The sequence below is a fragment of the Lysobacter spongiicola DSM 21749 genome (assembly GCF_900167055.1).
Taxonomy (GTDB): Bacteria; Pseudomonadota; Gammaproteobacteria; order Xanthomonadales; family Xanthomonadaceae; genus Novilysobacter; species Novilysobacter spongiicola.
The window spans coordinates 225,705-242,746 of the sequence record NZ_FUXP01000001.1 but is presented as its reverse complement, the minus strand read 5'-3'; the positions used below and the strand labels follow the sequence as shown (position 1 = coordinate 242,746).

18 protein-coding genes and 1 pseudogene are annotated in these 17,042 nt (G+C 63.9%); 12 read left to right on the top strand and 7 right to left on the bottom strand.

Annotation, left to right across the window (positions count from 1 at the left end; genetic code table 11):
- The first annotated feature begins 2 nt into the window (after positions 1–2).
- Together B5D37_RS01195 and B5D37_RS01190 are read left to right on the top strand one after the other, a co-directional pair.
- Positions 3–1,493 (top strand): complex I subunit 4 family protein, encoded by a 1,491-nt coding sequence (locus B5D37_RS01195; RefSeq protein WP_078756876.1) that lies wholly within the window; start codon positions 3–5, stop codon positions 1,491–1,493.
- A 15-nt stretch (positions 1,494–1,508) separates the two neighbouring features.
- Positions 1,509–2,927, top strand: coding sequence for an NADH-quinone oxidoreductase subunit N (locus B5D37_RS01190; protein WP_200809166.1), 1,419 nt, complete (start codon positions 1,509–1,511; stop codon positions 2,925–2,927).
- Between the two features lie 224 nt (positions 2,928–3,151).
- Here B5D37_RS01190 and B5D37_RS01180 read toward each other — a convergent pair whose 3' ends face one another.
- From B5D37_RS01180 to B5D37_RS15230, 3 genes and pseudogenes are all read right to left on the bottom strand, one after another.
- Positions 3,152–4,279, bottom strand: coding sequence for a cation diffusion facilitator family transporter (locus B5D37_RS01180; RefSeq protein WP_200809165.1), 1,128 nt, complete (start codon positions 4,277–4,279; stop codon positions 3,152–3,154).
- 98 nt (positions 4,280–4,377) lie between these two features.
- A pseudogene (locus B5D37_RS15235) lies at positions 4,378–4,503 on the bottom strand (hypothetical protein); the annotation flags it as partial.
- 141 nt (positions 4,504–4,644) lie between these two features.
- A complete protein-coding gene (locus tag B5D37_RS15230; RefSeq protein ID WP_425478007.1) occupies positions 4,645–4,824 on the bottom strand; it encodes a hypothetical protein in 180 nt (59 codons plus the stop codon).
- On the opposite strand from B5D37_RS15230, the gene B5D37_RS14875 reads away from it, so the two are divergent.
- From B5D37_RS14875 to B5D37_RS01160, 5 genes are all read left to right on the top strand, one after another.
- A complete protein-coding gene (locus B5D37_RS14875) occupies positions 4,771–5,124 on the top strand; it encodes a gamma-glutamyltransferase (RefSeq protein ID WP_234987664.1) in 354 nt (117 codons plus the stop codon). The genes B5D37_RS15230 and B5D37_RS14875 overlap by 54 nt on opposite strands.
- The gene (locus B5D37_RS15225) at positions 5,048–5,428 is read left to right on the top strand and encodes a gamma-glutamyltransferase (protein WP_200809185.1); all 381 of its coding nucleotides are present in this window, start codon (positions 5,048–5,050) and stop codon (positions 5,426–5,428) included. Before B5D37_RS14875 ends, B5D37_RS15225 begins: the two co-directional genes overlap by 77 nt.
- A gap of 108 nt (positions 5,429–5,536) precedes the next feature.
- Positions 5,537–5,701, top strand: a complete 165-nt coding sequence (locus tag B5D37_RS14860) for a hypothetical protein (protein WP_200809161.1) — start codon at positions 5,537–5,539, stop codon at positions 5,699–5,701.
- A 79-nt stretch (positions 5,702–5,780) separates the two neighbouring features.
- Positions 5,781–7,856, top strand: a complete 2,076-nt coding sequence (locus tag B5D37_RS01165) for a heavy metal translocating P-type ATPase (RefSeq protein ID WP_234987663.1) — start codon at positions 5,781–5,783, stop codon at positions 7,854–7,856.
- A gap of 19 nt (positions 7,857–7,875) precedes the next feature.
- Positions 7,876–8,979: an acetate kinase gene (locus tag B5D37_RS01160; protein ID WP_159447318.1), complete on the top strand. Its 1,104-nt coding sequence runs from the start codon at positions 7,876–7,878 to the stop codon at positions 8,977–8,979.
- Between the two features lie 37 nt (positions 8,980–9,016).
- Here the strand turns inward: B5D37_RS01160 and B5D37_RS01155 are convergent, their stop codons facing one another.
- A complete protein-coding gene (locus B5D37_RS01155) occupies positions 9,017–9,952 on the bottom strand; it encodes a hypothetical protein (RefSeq protein ID WP_234987662.1) in 936 nt (311 codons plus the stop codon).
- On the opposite strand from B5D37_RS01155, the gene B5D37_RS14985 reads away from it, so the two are divergent.
- From B5D37_RS14985 to B5D37_RS15220, 5 genes are all read left to right on the top strand, one after another.
- Positions 9,953–10,129: a hypothetical protein gene (locus B5D37_RS14985; protein ID WP_234987661.1), complete on the top strand. Its 177-nt coding sequence runs from the start codon at positions 9,953–9,955 to the stop codon at positions 10,127–10,129.
- A gap of 1,149 nt (positions 10,130–11,278) precedes the next feature.
- Entirely contained in the window at positions 11,279–11,461 is a 183-nt protein-coding gene (gene relB, locus B5D37_RS01150; RefSeq protein WP_078756872.1) for a type II toxin-antitoxin system RelB family antitoxin, read from the top strand.
- 353 nt (positions 11,462–11,814) lie between these two features.
- Positions 11,815–12,156, top strand: coding sequence for an HU family DNA-binding protein (locus tag B5D37_RS01145; protein ID WP_078756871.1), 342 nt, complete (start codon positions 11,815–11,817; stop codon positions 12,154–12,156).
- 173 nt (positions 12,157–12,329) lie between these two features.
- Positions 12,330–13,486 (top strand): IS3 family transposase gene (locus tag B5D37_RS01140; protein WP_143814076.1). Its coding sequence is split into 2 segments (ribosomal slippage): positions 12,330–12,570 and positions 12,570–13,486, totalling 1,158 coding nucleotides; the frame shifts between segments, so codons are not numbered across the junction.
- Between the two features lie 306 nt (positions 13,487–13,792).
- Positions 13,793–14,641, top strand: a complete 849-nt coding sequence (locus B5D37_RS15220) for a TniQ family protein (protein ID WP_078756869.1) — start codon at positions 13,793–13,795, stop codon at positions 14,639–14,641.
- Positions 14,642–14,997: 356 nt separating this feature from the next.
- Here B5D37_RS15220 and B5D37_RS01125 read toward each other — a convergent pair whose 3' ends face one another.
- From B5D37_RS01125 to B5D37_RS01115, 3 genes are all read right to left on the bottom strand, one after another.
- Entirely contained in the window at positions 14,998–15,642 is a 645-nt protein-coding gene (locus tag B5D37_RS01125) for a hypothetical protein (RefSeq protein ID WP_078757426.1), read from the bottom strand.
- 156 nt (positions 15,643–15,798) lie between these two features.
- Positions 15,799–16,068, bottom strand: coding sequence for a hypothetical protein (locus tag B5D37_RS01120; RefSeq protein ID WP_078756868.1), 270 nt, complete (start codon positions 16,066–16,068; stop codon positions 15,799–15,801).
- A gap of 428 nt (positions 16,069–16,496) precedes the next feature.
- Positions 16,497–16,934: a hypothetical protein gene (locus B5D37_RS01115; RefSeq protein ID WP_078756867.1), complete on the bottom strand. Its 438-nt coding sequence runs from the start codon at positions 16,932–16,934 to the stop codon at positions 16,497–16,499.
- Positions 16,935–17,042 lie beyond the last annotated feature (108 nt).

Below are 17,042 nucleotides of genomic sequence, written 5' to 3'. Positions count from 1 at the left end.
GCATGCTCAGTCTGATTGTTTTTCTGCCTCTGGCCGTTGCACTCGTTATCGCGGTAGTGCCCGCGATCGGGCCCGCGACCTCCCGGTGGGTGTGGGTGGCCGTAAGTGTCGTGGAACTGGTGCTCGTGGGCGTGCTCTGGGCCGGTTACGAAGATCCGGGCCCGAACGCGTTGGCGTTCGAAGAACGGGTGCCCTGGATCCCGGGGGTCAACAGTAGCTACCACATCGGTGTGGACGGGCTGTCATTGCCGCTGTTAGCTATGACGGCAGTCGTCTTCTTGGCCTGTGCCATCTACGCTCTTCGGGACGTTGAACGGCCCCGCGCGCAGGTGGGGCTGTTTTTATTCCTGCAGAGTGTGAGCCTCGGCGTGTTCGTGTCCGCCGACCTCATCTTGTTCTTCGTGTTCTTTGATCTTTCCATCGTGGGCATGTACTTCTTGATCGCCGGGTGGGGCCACGGTAACGCAGCCCGTTCGGCCCTGAAGTTCTTCCTCTACACTTTTCTAGGCTCCTTGGCCCTGCTGCTGGGCTTCATCGGGCTCTACGTGGCTTCTGACCCACACACCTTCGACATTCTCGAACTTGTCGCAGCCACCCCGCTGGACGACAGTCCGCTGGTCGGTGGACTGGTGCTGGCGGCAATCCTGGTGGGTCTGGCCGTGAAGACGCCTACCGTGCCTTTCCACACGTGGTTGCCCCCGGCGCACACCGATGCGCCATCCACCGGCTCGGCTGTGCTGGCGGGCGTGCTGCTCAAGATGGGCACGTATGGTTTCGTGCGCATCGCCATGCCGATCCTTCCCGCGGCGTGGCAGGCCTGGGCCTGGGTGATCATAGTCATCGGTATCGTCTCGGTGTTGTACGGTGCGTTTGTAGCGCTGGCTCAGACCAACCTCAAACGGATGATCGCCTACACGTCGGTGAACCACATGGGGTATATCGTCCTGGCGCTGGGCGCGGCGGGGCTCGTCGTCGATGACACAGCCGAAGCGCGTTCCGTGGCAGTAACCGGGGCGGTCGTGCAGATGGTCAGCCATGGTCTGGTCACCGCCGCGCTCTTCTTGCTGGCCGGTTCGATGTATGCCCGTGCCAAGACCTACAACATTGACTCCTACGGCGGTTTGGCTGCCCCCGCACCTCGCTACACGGTACTGTTCGCCGTTGCGGCGTTCGCCTCCCTGGGCCTTCCAGGATTGTCCGGGTTTATCGCCGAGTTCCAGATCTTTGCCGGCAGCATCGCTGTTGCCCCCGTCACAGCGATTGGGCTTGTGGGCATCCTGATCACCGCCGCGTTGTTCCTGCGTGCGTTCCAGCAAGTCTTCTTCGGTCCCACGCAAGGCCACTCGCGCGGATTTTCAGACCTCCACGGCCGAGAGCTATGGTCCATCGGTCCGTTACTGGCCTTGTCGCTGTTCATTGGGGTATTACCCCGGACGTTACTCGATGTGATCGTGCCGGCCTCGGCCGCTCTCGTCGAACTGGTCGGGAGGTAACCGTTGGACCCCTCGATGCAGATGGACCCTGCACTGCTCCTGCCGGAAATCATCGTCTTTCTCGGTGGATTGGTCGTGCTTATAGGCGGGTCGTTTCTGCCCCGCGACCGGCAGTGGGTCGCTCGCACGGTGGCTGCCTTGGCCCTGGTAGGTGCCGCCATCGTCGCCGCCGTGGCCATGGCCGATCCGCCGCAGGCGGCGTTTGCTGGCACTTACGCCGTGGACGTCGCCACCGGCGCAGCCCGGGTGATCATCGCCCTGGCTACCCTGTTGGTCCTCGGTGTGGCATCTGGAGAGATCGCCGGCTCCCACCGAGAATCCGACACTTACGCGCTGTTCCTCTTCGCGGCCACCGGGGTGATGGTGCTGGCCGGGACCACCGATCTACTCGTGCTCATCGTTGGGTTCCTGCTGACCAGCATCCCCTTGTATGGGATCGTGGGGCTCACCGGCGGCAAAACCGGCGCTGAAGCAGCCATGAAGACGTACTTCATGGGGTCACTGTCCGGCATCGTGCTCATGCTCGGAGTCACCGTACTCTACGCCTTGGCGGGCGGCACCGACTACAGCCGACTCACCGACGAGTTGCCTGCTGCCCCGGTCGCAGCCGTCGGCGTCGGGGTGCTCTGCGTGCTGGCCGGGCTGATGTTCAAGGCCGGTGGCGTGCCCGCCCACTTCTGGATACCCGACGCGGCGCAAGGCACCGGTGGCACCGCTGCCACATTCCTCACCACCGTCCCAAAAATCGGAGCGCTGGTGGCCGTGTACCGGCTTGTGGCCACCGTCTCGACCGGCAACGAGTCCTGGTTGATCGTCGCGGCAGCATTAGCCACGGCCTCGATGTTCTTGGGCAACCTCGCTGCCTACTGGCAGAGTGACCCCCGCCGACTGCTGGGCTGGTCGACAGTGGCGCAAGTGGGATACATGCTCGTGCCCGTAGCCGCCGTCGGACGGAGCGACCTCGCCCTGCCCTCGCTGTTGTTCTACCTGGCAGCCTACGCCCTGACCAATGTGGCGGCTTTCGCCGTCACCGCGGCGCTACCCGAGCACAGGAAACTCACCGACTACCGGGGTTTGGTCCGCACCAGGCCGGGGCTTGCACTGACCTTGCTCGTCGCATTGCTGGGACTGGTAGGTACTCCACCCCTGGCCGTGTTCGTCGGTAAGCTCACCACTGCCACCGCCGCCTGGGATGCCGGCCACGGCTGGCTGACCTTCGTAGTGATGCTCAATAGCCTGCTCAGCCTCTTCTACTACCTGCGCTGGATCGGCCCCGCTTTCGCGCGGCCGACCAAGGATTCCTCCGGTCCCCGCCCGGGTACCACAGGCGCATGGCCCGCTGTCACCGGCGCTACTGCCGCTATCGCGAGCCTGGGCCTCGGTATCCTGGCAGGTTCGCTGTGGGCGGCGTTAGAAGGGCCTCTGTTGCTCTGAAGGGCAACAACGCAGTCGCCAGCCCCCCGATAACCGTCCGGGGCGGATGGCGGCGGCCGGACTGTCCCGATGGATGTTGAACCCGCCCAGACAGGCTCACTATGAAGTCGCAGGGCTCAGGGCGCGGGCGGACGCGACAAGGCGACCGCAATCGTCGCTCTCTTGGGCGTCCCCGACTTCGCCGATGACTGTCCGGCCGTCCTCTGGGAGGAGCCAACCCGCCGCTACAGATCCGCCCTCGTTCTCCCACTGGCTGATCGCCTCTTGGCGCATTCGTGCACCCACGGATGCGGCGTTCCTGTCCTCGCGCTGCATGCCTGGACTCCTCCTCTGCTTCCGGGATTTCGTTTCATCCGTGGCCGGCTCGTGTAGCGCCCGTTGTCGCGCTCGTACCGGACTCGCGCCACGTTATTCGATCGTGGTCGCCGCCCCTTCTTCGGTCGCAAGGCAGCGCTCCTCGATCTGGTGGTCGAGAAGTAGATCTGGAATCGCTCGCGCAGGAGGCTGCTCACCTCCCGCAGCACGCGGTCGCCTTCCGCCACGCTGCGCACGCGGACATGGCTTGAGAAGACATTGACGCTCGACGTCAGGCTCCACGCGTGGACATGGTGGACGTCGGTGACGCCCTCCACGTCACGAATGGCGGAGATCGCGGCGTCCAGATCGAGATCCTGCGGCGTGCCTTGCAGGAGGATGTGGAGAGCGTCTTTCGTGATCCCCCATGACGCCCACAGGAGCACGACGCCGAACGCCATCCCCAGCAGCGGGTCGATCGCCAGGAAGCCCGTGAAGCGGATCACCAGGGCGGACACGATGATCAGGAGGCTGCCGACGAAAGTCTGGAGGATATGCCAATAGGCGCCGCGGAGGTTCAAGTCGGCCTTCTGTCGCTCGTAGAGCAGCCAGAGCGCGACCAATTCCGTAGCGATGCCCCCGGCCGCGGCGATCAGCATGGGCGTCGTCGGCAGATCGATGGGCTCCCTCAGCCGCATCGCGCCCATCCCGAAGACGAACAGGGCCATGATCGCGAGGAACAGGCCGTTGAATAGGGCGCCCAGTATCTCTGCGCGCACATAACCGAATGTCCGGGCGGGGCTGGATTTGCGCTCCCCGAGCTGTAGCGCGACCAAGGCGATGAGGACGCCGCCGACAGCGGAGAAGGTGTGGAAAGCGTCGGAGGTGACCGCGACGGAGCCCGTCCAGAGCCCGATCCCCAGTTCAATCACGAAGTAGACGCCGGTCAGCCAGCCCGAAATGGCCAGCGCTCGCTTGTCGGTCGTCGCAGGCGTGTGCCCCGAATGACCAGAACCGGGTTTAGCCATCGTCGGGCTCTTTGGGAGCAGGGCCAGCATCGCTATTATACCTTGGGACGCTCTTGCGGCAGGACTACAAGTACACCGGCCAACCTTCGCCAGGCGGACTCATCCAGCAAGACCGTGCCTGACATCTGCTATCTCGGCCCCTTGCCGACCGTGATTCCGCCGGGACCGGATCCCACCGGAATGGTGCGCGCCGCGCGAGGGGTTTCGGGGTCGATCTCCGAAACAATGTCGGCGAAACTGTTGACGACGAAGACCCTGTCGCCGCTGTGCTGACGGCGACTCCATGAGCACCCGCCAAGGTGATGATCTCAGGGATCACCTTCTGAGTCGTGGTGTCGATGACCGACACGGTGTTTCCGGGCGACGCTTCCGTTCCCTGATTGACGACGTAGAACTCACGTCCGTTGGGCAGAGCGAAAAGTTGGATCGGGCGGGGGCCCCAGCGGGACTTTGGTGATGACACGCCGGCCTGCGGTGTCGGTCACGGCTACGCTGTTCTCGTCGCGCAGGGAAACGTAGCAGTGGCGTCCATCCGGGGTGAAGCCGACCTGGACCGGAGCCTTGCCGACGGGCACGCGCGCGACCTCTGTCAAGTCTTGTTCGCGCGGGGCTGCGGTGGCTTGATCGACGTCGCGTCCTGGGGCGAAGGCAGCGCCGGCTACTACCACCACATCGTGGAAGCGGTGAAGATCGCCTTCGCCGATCGCGACGAATGGCTGAGCGATCCGGGCTTCGTCGACATCCCACTGCAGAAGCTGCTGTCGAATGATTACGCCGACGAGCGCCGCGCGCTGATCGATCCTGCGCGCGCTACCGATCGGCGGGGTCGAGCCGGGCCTGCGCTACGGTCCCGCTGCCGACCGCCGGCCAGCTGACGGCGACACCGTCTATTTCTGCGCCACCGACGGCGACGGCCTTGTGGTGTCGAACATCCAGTCGATCTACCACGACTTCGGCTCGGCCGTGGTCGCCGGCGACACCGGCGTGCTGATGCAGAACCGCGGCAGCTTCTTCTCGCTCGACGACCGCCACCCGAACCGGCTCGAGCCTTGCAAGACCCACCTTCCACAGCATCATCCCGGCCATGCTGCTCAGGGACGGTGCGTCGATGCTGGCCTACGGCACCATGGGTGGCGAAGGCCAGCCGCAGACCCAGGCGGGCCCTGCTCACACGGATGATCGACTTCGGCTTCGACGTGCAGCAGGCCATCGAAGCCCCGCGCTGGCTCATGGGTCGCACCTGGGGCACGGCGTCGAGCAGCCTGCTGCTGGAATCGCGCATCTCCGATGAAACCACGCGCGAACTGCGCCTGCGTGGGCTGCCCCGCGGCCATCGCCCCTCGCTGGGAGGGCTCGCTGGGCCACGCCCAGGCGATCCGGATCGACCGCCGCACCGGCTCCTTCGAAGGCGGTGCCGACCCGCGCGGGGATGGGGCGGCGATGAAGTTCTGACCAGGCGCGTCAGACCGTCAGGTTGATCCATCTCCCCACTGATGCATCATTGCATTAGTGCATCCTGGAAGACGGACCCATGACGCAACACAATCATCATCATCAAGATCATCAGGCGCATGGCGAGCAACCGCCGCATCCCCGCACGGGTGCTGAAGGTGACGTCCATGCCGGGCACGACAAGCATGCCGGCCACAGCGTGGCGAGCTTCCGCGACAAGTTCTGGTTCACGCTGCTGCTGACCATCCCCACGCTGATCTGGAGCGGGATGATCCAGCATTGGTTCGACTACACCGCACCACAGTTCCCGGGGTCGGCGTACATCCCGGCGGTGTTCGGCACGATCGTGTACTTCTACGGCGGCTCGCCGTTCCTCCGCGGCGGATACCACGAGCTGAGAAATCGCCTGCCGGGCATGATGACGCTGATCTCGCTTGCGATCACCGTCGCCTTCCTTTACAGCGCGTTGGTCACGCTCGGCGTTGTCGAGGGCTTGGACCTGTGGTGGGAGCTGGCGACGCTGGTGGCGATCATGTTGCTCGGCCACTGGATCGAGATGCGTTCGATCAACCAGGCACAGGGCGCTCTCAAGGAACTCGCGAAGCTGCTGCCTGATATGGCGGTGCGGTTGGATGAGGCCGGTACCGCGAAGGAAGTCTCTGTCGCGGAACTGAAGCGCGGCGACCTGCTGCTCATCAGGCCCGGCGCGAGCATTCCCGCCGACGGCGTCGTGAAGGAAGGGACCAGCGCCGTCAACGAAGCGATGATCACCGGCGAGTCCAAGCCGATGGACAAGTCGACGGGCGACCGGGTGATCGCCGGCACCGTCAACGGACAGGGCTCGTTGCGTGTCGAGGTGACGGGAACCGGCGACGAGACCGCGCTCGCGGGTATCATGCGGCTCGTCGAGCAGGCCCAGACGTCGCGCTCGCGCGCCCAGGCCCTGGCGGACCGGGCGGCGTTCTACCTCACGATCATCGCCATCGTCTCCGCCGCGGTTACCGCCATTGTCTGGCCACTCCTCGGTCGACCGTGGAGCTTCACGATCGAGCGCGTAGTGACCGTGCTTGTGATCGCCTGTCCCCATGCGCTGGGTTTGGCCATCCCGCTGGTGACCGCCATCTCGACCACGATTGGCGCACGGAACGGCCTGCTCGTGCGCGATCGACGCGGCCTGGAAGAGGCCCGTTTGCTGAACACGGTCGTGTTCGACAAGACAGGCACGCTCACGCTCGGTTCGCACCGCGTCGTGAAGACCACTGCCGCCGATGGACTCACCGACGACGAGGTGCTTCGCGTGGCTGCGTCCGTCCAGCGCGATGCCGAACATCCGATCGCGCAGGCACTGATGACCAGTGCAAAGGAACATGGCATCGACGTTCCGATGTCCCAGGACTTCGAGTCCATGCCGGGTCGCGGCGTACGCGCAGTCGTCGAGGAGCGTTCACTTCACGTTGGCGGGCCGGGTCTGTTGAGGATGCTCGCCGTCGAACCGCCGGAAACGCTGCGGCGGGCCGCCGAAGCCGCGGCGGCCGATGGCCAGTCTGCAACCTACCTGGTGGAAGGTGACAAGGTGCTCGCCGTGTTTGCCATCGCTGATGCCATCCGTCCCGAGTCCTTCGATGCGGTCAAGCGCCTGCACGCCAGCGGACTGGAGGTTGTCCTGCTGACCGGTGACTCCACGGCGGTCGCAAACGCGGTTGCAAAGGAACTCGACATCGATACCGTCTTCGCCGAGGTATTGCCCGAGGACAAGGTGGCGAAGATCGAGGAATTGCAGGCGCAGGGCAAGCGCGTCGCCATGGTGGGTGACGGCGTCAATGACGCCCCGGCGCTGCTCACGTCCGACGTCGGCATCGCCATCGGCACAGGGACCGACGTCGCGGTCGAGGCCGGCGACGTCGTACTTGTGCGCAGCGACCCGCGCGACGTGCCGGCGATCATTGCATTGAGCAAGGCGACCTATCGCAAGATGATCCAGAACCTGTGGTGGGCCGCCGGCTACAACATCGTCGCCATCCCCCTGGCCGCGGGGGTTCTCGCCTCGTGGGGGATTCTGCTGCAACCTGCGCTCGGGGCGGTTCTTATGTCGCTGAGCACCATCGTTGTGGCGATCAATGCGCAGCTGTTGCGCCGGGCGGTGCGGTCCCCATGAACATGATTTGGGGACACCTGTGACCACGCGCCGGCTTCTGGCACTCAACGTTGGCTCGTCCACCCTCAAGGGGGCGTCCTATCTCTTTAACTCTGACGGACCAGGCGCGCAGCCTCGCGTCGTCGAGCGCTCCCGGGCCGAGATTGCTATCGGCGCGGATGCGCAGGAGCGCCTTGCCACCCTGCTCGAAACCTTGTCGGAACCGGCGACCGGCCCCGAAGTGGTGGTGCATCGGATCGTCCATGGCGGTGACCTGCGCGGCGCCCGTGAACTCGACGAAAACGTGCTCGCAAAACTGGATGCATTGGTGCCGTTCGCACCCTTGCACCAACCTGTAGCCCTCGCCTTCGCGCGTGCTGCACGCCTGCGGTGGCCGCAAGCCCGCCAGGGCGTGGCCTTCGACACCGACTTCCATGCGTCACTCGCACCCTGGAGCCGGCGCCTGCCCATCCCCGAAGCATGGGATGCTCTCGGCATCCGCCGCTACGGTTTCCACGGACTCGCCTTCGCCTCCGCGCTGCGAATCGTGGCCCGCCACGATGCCGGAATCCTGAAGAGCCGCGCCGTCTTCGCACATCTGGGGGGTGGCTGCAGCGTCTGCGCCGTCGAGAACGGCCGGAGCCGCGACACCACCATGGCGCTCACTCCGCTAGGTGGAATCCCGAGCCCTACCCGCTCCGGGGATCTCGATCCCGGTGCGTTGCTGTACCTGCTCCGGCAAGAACGTCTGGATGCGCAGGCGCTTGAAAACGGCCTGTCCCGCACTGCAGGCCTTGCCGGCATCGCCGGCCACGGCGACATGCGCGTGCTGCTCGCCGATCCTCGCCCGCAGGCCCAGCTTGCCGTGGAGCTGTTTGCAGTCCGGATTGCACAGTCGATCGCGGCCATGGCCACGGGAATCGGCGGACTCGACCATGTCGTCTTTTCCGGCGGCATCGGCCATCGCGCGCCGGGTCTGCGGGCTCGCATCGTCGCGCGCTTGGGCTGGCTCGGCTTGGCGCTGGCTCCTGTCGACAACGACGCTGGAGCCGTAAGGATCCAGGGAGGGATCGGCCCGGCCATATGGAACGTCGCGATCGATGAGGAGCGCGAACTGGCTGAATCCGCGCTGGCCTGGTTCTAGTCGCCGGGCACAACCCCAGAGCCTGCTCCGGCGACGATCACTCGCCGATCAGTGGCGTCGTGAGCACCGCTGCGAATCCACCACCGGGGGTGCGCATGTTCGTTGTCTGGCCTTGGTACAACCTGGCCGCGAACAGCAGCACACCCGCCTCGGACGCGAAGCAGCGCACATCCGCCTTGAGGGCCTGGCCCCCATGCACGATCCGCATGCTCGGTGGCGCGAAGGCCTGTGCGATGTAGGTTGTCGAGGCCATGGACTCCCACGTTCGCCGGGTGAGCTTGTCGCCCCGATAACTCCCGCGACTGCCGAACCCTGCTGCGGGCTTGAAGAAGTAGCCATTGCGCGCGGCCCACAGCGCATCCCGGTTCTCGAGCACGACTTCAACCGTGGGGGGGATCACCTGTGCCAACAGGGCCGTCGAACCCGCATCGACCCCGAACCCGCCAAGCAGGCCAGGGTCTCCCAGCACCGCGAGGTTGCGCTTGTCGGCGAACAGCGCGTGCGCACGCGGATGCGGTGTCAGCGCGACTTCCCCTGCCAGGTAAGCCTGACGAAGGTCTGTAAGTGACGCGTTCTCAAGCGCGAAATCAGTCAACCGGTTGTAGACCGTGTCGATCCGGCCGTGCGCATCTGCAAGCCCGTCCAGACCAAACTTCAGTTCCTCGGGTGCACGTATCACACAATCCACGCCATGCTCCCGGAATGCGCCCGCGTACAGCTCGAACTCAGGGTAAAGGAACTGCTCCCGCGGGGCGCTGTCCACGATGGCGATACGCGAAGGCGCGCGGCCCGACTGCTGCCGGGCATCGTCAAGCCAGGCGGCGACAGTCGCGCTGCGCGCTTGTGCCGCCGTGGTCCAGGTGGTCCACGCAGCCGGCGCGCAGGACCGCACGGCATCGTGCAGCACTGCGTTGAGGAGCAACCCGCCCGGATTCGTGTTGACCTCGATCAACCGCGGGCCGTCGACGGTCAAATGAAAGTCCAGCCCCAGGACGCCACCCGGCGAACCTGGCCGATGGCTGGCGATCTGGGTCGCCCATTGCATGACCTGCTGGCGGTATCCCGAATTTCCCGCCACCTCGAAGACCGCGGCCGCAACTCTCCCCATGGCGTCCAACGCCGCCCGGTCAACGAACAGGGCGTAGGGTGAAAACAGGTGCGCGTGCACGGCTGGATCTGGCCTGAACTCCGGAAAGGTGGAGCGGATCGACTCGTGCAGACGGAGGACGTCAACCACTTCGCATGCGCACCGCTGGTTGAGCGGCGCACCCAGCGAAATGGCACAGTTGATCTCGCAGTCTGACTGGCCACTCATTGCCGCAGGCTCCTTGGAATTGCGCTTCGACGCAGCGATGCGCCACTGCTTCGATTTCTTGCGGTAGTCATGTTAGATGCTTTCGGGAGCTACCCGGCGGCGACCTATGAATGAATACCGAGAAAAAAGCCATTGGTATGTCGCGCGTCTGCCCCGGCTTGCAGCTCCGCTTGGGGTGGCGATCTGGTCTGCCTACCCTTGATAGCCGGCCCTAATCGTTTCGGGGCGACGGCGGGCGCACGAGGCCGTCATGTACGGGCGAGCTCGTCCAGGTCGCTAGACGTCCTGCACGCTGAGGGTGAGGCGTCTAGTGCCCGAGTTGGCACCAAAATCCATGAAGCAGTCATTGCGCCATGCCGTTGATCACGTTGCTAAAAGACGCACCGGATCAGGGTTCAATGCACTGGTGGTGAACAGATCGAAGGCAGAGAACCGGTAGCCCCATGGGAAGCTCACGCAAGCTACACCTCTACCGATTGTGCGCAACCGCCAGTGTTCGGCATGTCCGATTCACTGATCAATGGGTGCCTGTCCGGCACCCCGGCAACGTCATGTATACCCAATTATCCTACGCCGGTATACAGTATCCCTCCGTTGGATAATTTCAGATAATTGCTAGCAACCCATTGAGGTAGAACGATTTTCGTTCGTAACAACCGGCTGCTGCTCTCGGCCACGGGGGAGGCGGCCAGCGACTGATGCCGTGTTCTGGGAAAGTCTTTACGGCGCCCGCGTCCTGTTCGTTGCATCCGGCAAGATGCCACTCTCCTGTTGCCCCATCGCCAGCGGCACTTCTGCTGTCGCTCGTTGGGTGGGAAGCGCCGTGCCTTGAGTATGAGGGCCACTCATTGGAAGGCCATGGCGAACGCCGAACAAGAAGGTCGGCAGAGAGCCGTGTAAAAACGGGGCGGCAGTGAGATAAAGTACTGTCGCTATTAGGGTTAATCACGCCAAGACCGTCGGCATTGCAACGCAAATGTACCCATGACCAAGCTTGACCCACGCCTTTCCGAGTTCGAAAGCACCGAGGTCGCCGAGAGCTACGACTGCTGGTTCCGTGCCAAGGTCGAGACGGCGATAGCCGACACACGCCCGAAGCTCCCGCACGACCAGGTCATGGCGGAGATGGAGGCGATCATCGTTGCGGCTGAACGCCGTCCGGCATGACGCTGCCAATTGAGCGGCAGCAGTACGCCGCGAGAAGATACTGACGGAGCCGATGGCGGTCTTGATGCACAGCAGGAGCTAGGCTTTCCCTTGCAGAACCTGGTCGAAGCCGTGCTGGGCGATGGACCATGGGAGCCCTCCCCTATTGCGTGGGGCGAGGGAATCGAGCGAGGCCAGTTCGCCTAATGCCTACGCTGGCGCGAGACTGTTCGCGCAGGAGAGCCGTCTGCGCCTAGTCGCATGCTACATCCGTAGCTCGCCCCGGGCGCCGTCAAACCCGCTAACCTTTCCGTTGAGCCGCTCGGGCATCGGCTCGTCAACTTCCTGCCCGGAACATTGGAGAAGCAACACCCATGGCGAAGGCACCTACCAAACGCGTCAAGCCGATCACCGAGCCGATGAACAAGACTCAGCTCATCGCATTCATTGCAGAACGCACCGAGCTCAGCAACCGTGAGGTTCGTGATGTCCTGTCTGTATTGGACGAGGCAGCAAAGGCTTCCTTGCACAAGAAGGGCGCTGGTCAGTTCACCATCCCCGGACTGCTCAAGATCACCTCCGTGAAGGTGCCGGCCAAGCCACGCCGGAAAGGGATCAATCCTTTCACCAAGGAAGAGCAGGTTTTTGCAGCAAAACCGGCCAGCATCAAGATCAAGGTGCGACCGTTGAAGGCACTCAAGGACGCCGCGAACTGAGCTTGAGTGGCACCCCTCTCCAGTGGCCACCGTCGCTGGAGAGGAAACATGGCCCAGCGGATCCGGTGACCAACTCCGTCCGACCAGCTCAACTCCCGGCTGATCAGAAGAGGGTTCACCCCCGTTTTCACGGACACTTACGAGAAGGCCGATCGAGGCCATGAGGAGTGTTCATGTCGAAGCGAAGGAAGTTCAGCGCGGAGTTCAAGCGCGGTGCGGTTGAGCAGGCCAGCCAACCGGGTGTCAGCTGCGCCCAGGTGGCGCGGGAGCTGGGGATCCGGGACACCCTGCTGACCCGCTGGAAACGGGAAGCCCAGAGCCAAGGCAAGGTGGCCTTCGGGGGCACCGGGACGCCCCGGGACGAGGAGCTGGCCCGCGTCAAGCGCGAGCTGGCACGGGTGAAGAAGGAACGCGATTTTTTGCGAGAAGCGGCGACGTTCTTTGCCAAGGGATCATCCTGAGGTATCAGGTGATCGAACGTTGCCGCGATGAGTTTCCGGTTCGGCTGATGTGCCGCTGCCTGCGGGTGTCGGCCAGCGGTTATTACGACTGGAGCAAACGCCTTCCCAGTGCCCGAGAGCTCGGCAACCAGCGCTTGCTCGGTCGGATCCGGGAGCTGCACGAGGACAGCCGGGGCACGCTGGGTGCGGGTCGCATGCACGAAGACCTTGTCGATCAAGGCGAGTCAGCCAGCCTGAACCGGGTGGCGCGCCTGATGGCCGCCGATGGCCTGCAGGGCTGGCCGCGACCGAAGCGGCGTGGTCAGCGCGGCCGGCCTGCGCTGACGCCGCCGGGCGTGCGCAACCTGCTCGAGCGGGACTTCACCGCGCTGGAGCCGGAGACCAAGTGGGTCACCGACATCACCGAGATCAAGACCCGGCAGGGCAAGCTGTACCTGTGCATCGTGCTGGACCTGTTCGACCAGCGGGTCGTGGGTTGGTCGATGCATCACCGGCAGGACCGGCAGATGGTGATCCGGGCCGTGCAGATGGCGGTCTGGCAGCGACAGGGCGGCCCCCCGGTGGTCCTGCACTCCGATCGTGGCAGCCAGTTCCGAAGCGGCGACTACCAGCGTTACCTGGCGGCCAACGAGCTGGTGTGTTCGATGAGCGCGGTGGGCCACTGCGGTGACAACGCGGCATGCGAAGGCTTCTTCGGCCTGCTCAAGCGCGAGCGGATCTACCGCATGACGTACCCGACGCTCGATGCCGCACGGACTGATGTGTTCGAATACATCGAGCGGTTCCACAATCCGAGGATGCGGCGCAGGGTCGCCAGGCAAGACCAGAAATTTTCAGCCCTTTTACAACCGTCCGTGATTTCGGGGTAGAACCCCTGTGTGGAAGCAAGACGTACATCTCGTTCGCCTGCTGGACGTATTGGAATGCGCGCTACCGTTGCGCAAGCGATCTCACCTCTCATCTCCTGCCTTGAGCTCTGAAATCCTGCGTCTATCGGAAGGTGTCCTGGATCCGATGATGAAGTTGGTGACCTACGCTGCAGCACACGCTATCGAGTGCGGAGATGAACAGATTACGGTCGGGTTGCTCCAACGCGCACGGGTTGAACCACCCGTCGCGGCTGTTAGACATGTCGCCTCGACCGACGACACGTCCAGACAAGCAGCGTGAGCAAAATGCCACACGAGACTCGATGGTGGATTCAGCCGCCTGGGCCAGATGAATCCCTCCGGTCGGTATTAGGCCGAGCAGCAGCGATGTACGAATGCTCCCCCGACGATCTGTGGGGGTCCTTGAATAAGGATGCAGTGGAAGTCTGCGGTGATGTGGAAGATCCTTCGTGCGCAGCCATGTGCAGGATGGCCCGCGCTTTGGGTGTCGCGCCGAAGGTCTTGAGATCACACTGCTCCCCCGACGCACCTTGGCGCTTGGCGCCTGACGCGGGCGCCAGCTACTGCCCAGAGTGCTGGAACGAAGATATTCGTTCTGGTCGGCCCCGGATGCTGCGCCGTAGTTGGAGGCATGTACTGCGAACGCACTGCCCTATGCATCGCCTCCCACTGCAGCTTGCGCGAGACACCTGGGCAACGGGCTCAGTTCGAACTCATTACCCTTCCTGCACTTTCACCTTAGACGAGCGACAGACTCTGGATTTGATCGAAGACTTCGGTGTGACCCTCGAAAAGAGTCTATATTTTCGGGAGCCTTGGCCTTCAGGTTGGGGCGCTTCGCCAGCGGGCGCTCGATCACTGATAACCTCCGTTAGCTTCAATCTAGGTCGTACCAGGGACTTTGCGCCGAGTCACTGCGTGTATGCGAGAGGCAATCTGTCGGATCTTGTTCACGGCCCGCGGCGAATGCTAGACCCACTTCGACAGCCCGAGTGGGAGGCCTTTCGCGCTCTCGGGAACCCCGCGGTTCGTCGCGCGGCCATCTGGATCGCTGCTTGGGCTCTCATCCCTGATCTGCCAGAGAAATTCTCTCCCGGAAGGTTTCCCAGGCACGTCGTTGTCCTTGACTCGTAATGCTCGATCAAACGCATGCATCTCGGCGGTCCCGAGTGTATCCGGGTGAAAGACTCTCCAGCTCAACAAGAACAATGCGCGGATCGGACGGGTTGACCTGAGCTCGACGCCCGTGGGGCTTGAAGTTGACGCCCGATCGCTGGAAGTCGAGCCTCTAACGGCCGAAGCGCCTCGCACTGCGGGGCAAGATTCCGCACCCTTTACCTCGTCATAGTCTTGGATCTGGCCCCGTAACCGTGTCGCGGGCAACGTCACGCGGAAGCAATCTGCTGGGGGAATCCTTGTAGATCCAATTGGTTACGTGTCGCGTCATCATAAAGGGGCTGCCGACATGTCGCCGGTGTTCCGCCTACTTCCTAACTAGCTGAGCGGCTCTGCACGAACTCCGGAAAGGTCTCCGCCAGCGATGCAGTGTCCGGCAAGATGTAGAACACCCCGCCCCGCTCGAACGTGGGCCGGATGATCCCCTCGTAGAACCCGGGGGCGACGTTGATGCAGCCATGGGTGACGCGGTTGTCGTCCGGCGCCGGTGATGCGAGGCGCTCGGCGCGCCTCTCGGCCGGCACTCCAGTTGCCGTCGGGTGCATGGAGACCGCGGAATCGTAGTCCACCCACAGGACGCGCCCCGCGTCGCTGGACGGGCCGTAAGCCCCCACGAAACGACCGGCGGGCGTGGTGCGATCCCCGCCCGGGATATCGCTAAGCGCGAGGCCGGCGATGCCGGGGGCCGCGTGGTCGCCGACCGCCGAGCCGAAAAGCCCAGGCGCCGCTCCCCGAAGTCGGCCGTCGCCGTCGAACACCAGCACCTGGGCAGCGGCCTTGTCCATGATCGCGAACGGATAGCCTCCGGCATCCCGGGTGGCGATGATCCAACCGGCGAGTTCAGTCACCGTGCGGGACACTTCCTGGCTCGGCGGAAGCTGGTCGACGGCGGCCACCGATTGCTGCTGCACGGCATCTTCGGCGCTGGCTACGCCGACGCTTGCGAAGGCCAGCACCAGCGCCAGCGCGCGATAGGTGATCGAAACCACAGGTCTCATACGCATACGGATGAGGCAGCTCCTTTAGAACCAACGTTGGGCAGAAACAGAAGACCGGTGGTCAGCAAAGGCCACCGGTCTCAGGCTCGAGCCGTTCGTTACAACTCGTGCAGGCAACTAACCGCGCGGCGCGCGACCCGGTGCCCCTTCGATCCGCTGGACGCGGCTTTCCAGTTGATCCAGCCGCTGGTTGGCCTGCTGCGCCGATTGGTTCGCCGATTCGGCGCTCTGCGCTGCGCCCTGAACCCTCGTGTCGAGTTGATCGAGGCGTGAGTTGATCGTTGCAAACTCGTCGTCATAGGTAGCGCAGCTGGCAAGACCCAACGCGACGACCATTGCCACGCCGAACGTACGCGCCGTTGACAGATGTTGCCTGTTCAGAAACATGCCAATTCTCCTTCGACTGGGATATCGGAATATAGCGGCCTTTCCGCCGGAGTCATGATCCACCTTCAGCTGACATTGAAGTACGTATGCGGACTGTGAAGACAGGGCGTAGAGCGCTTCCAGTGCTGCCCGATGCAAGAACCTCAGACAACTGGTGAGGCTCGCAATTCACCGAATACAGGATCAGGCTTGGACACCCGTATCGCGAGCGCTCAGATGCAACCGACTCCAACGCCTTCCGCCCCGAATCGACCCGCATCTATCGAAAATGACGCCGAGATTGAGGTGCGGGTGATCAAGCGGAACTCCGAACCGGATGACCTGGACGTGGTCGAGGAAGCCGGTTAGGAGTCTTTTCCAGCAAGCGATCCTCCGTGCTGGACACCGTAGCCTTCGAAGGTGCCAGTCCGGTAAAGCGCCGGCGACCCTCATTTGCACGCGTTGTAAACCATGTCCCCCAGCCGCTCCAGGTCCTTGTAGGTCAACCGCCGCTTGGCGGTCCTGCGGGCGCGGTCCCGCCTCTCCTTGGCGGCTGCGCACGGGGAGCCGCGGCCGTGCTTGGCATTGATCGCGGTCGTGCCTCCGCCGGCATTCCTGTACCGGCCGGCCAGTTGCCTGAGATAGCGGGAATCGGCGGCTTCCCGTTTGCGCTGCGCCGCCTGTTCGCGACGTTCGGCAGCCGTGAGCGGCTGGATCTCGACCGCCCAGGTCTTGGCTGCCTCCAATCCGTCGGGGCACGGTTCTGACTGATAGCTCGCGACGCCGCTGCCGTCGTCACACTTGTGGATGACTTCCCCTGCGGTCGAGGATCCTGTCCACAGCGTCAACGCCGCGATCACCACCGAAACGCTGTGCAGTCGCCGCATCACATGAATTCCCTTCCATGGAAAGCGACCAGCCTAGGTGGCGGTTGCGAGACGGGCCATCAGAAAAGCCCCCGCTGGATGGTCATTCATCCGCCAGGCGTCCGTTCG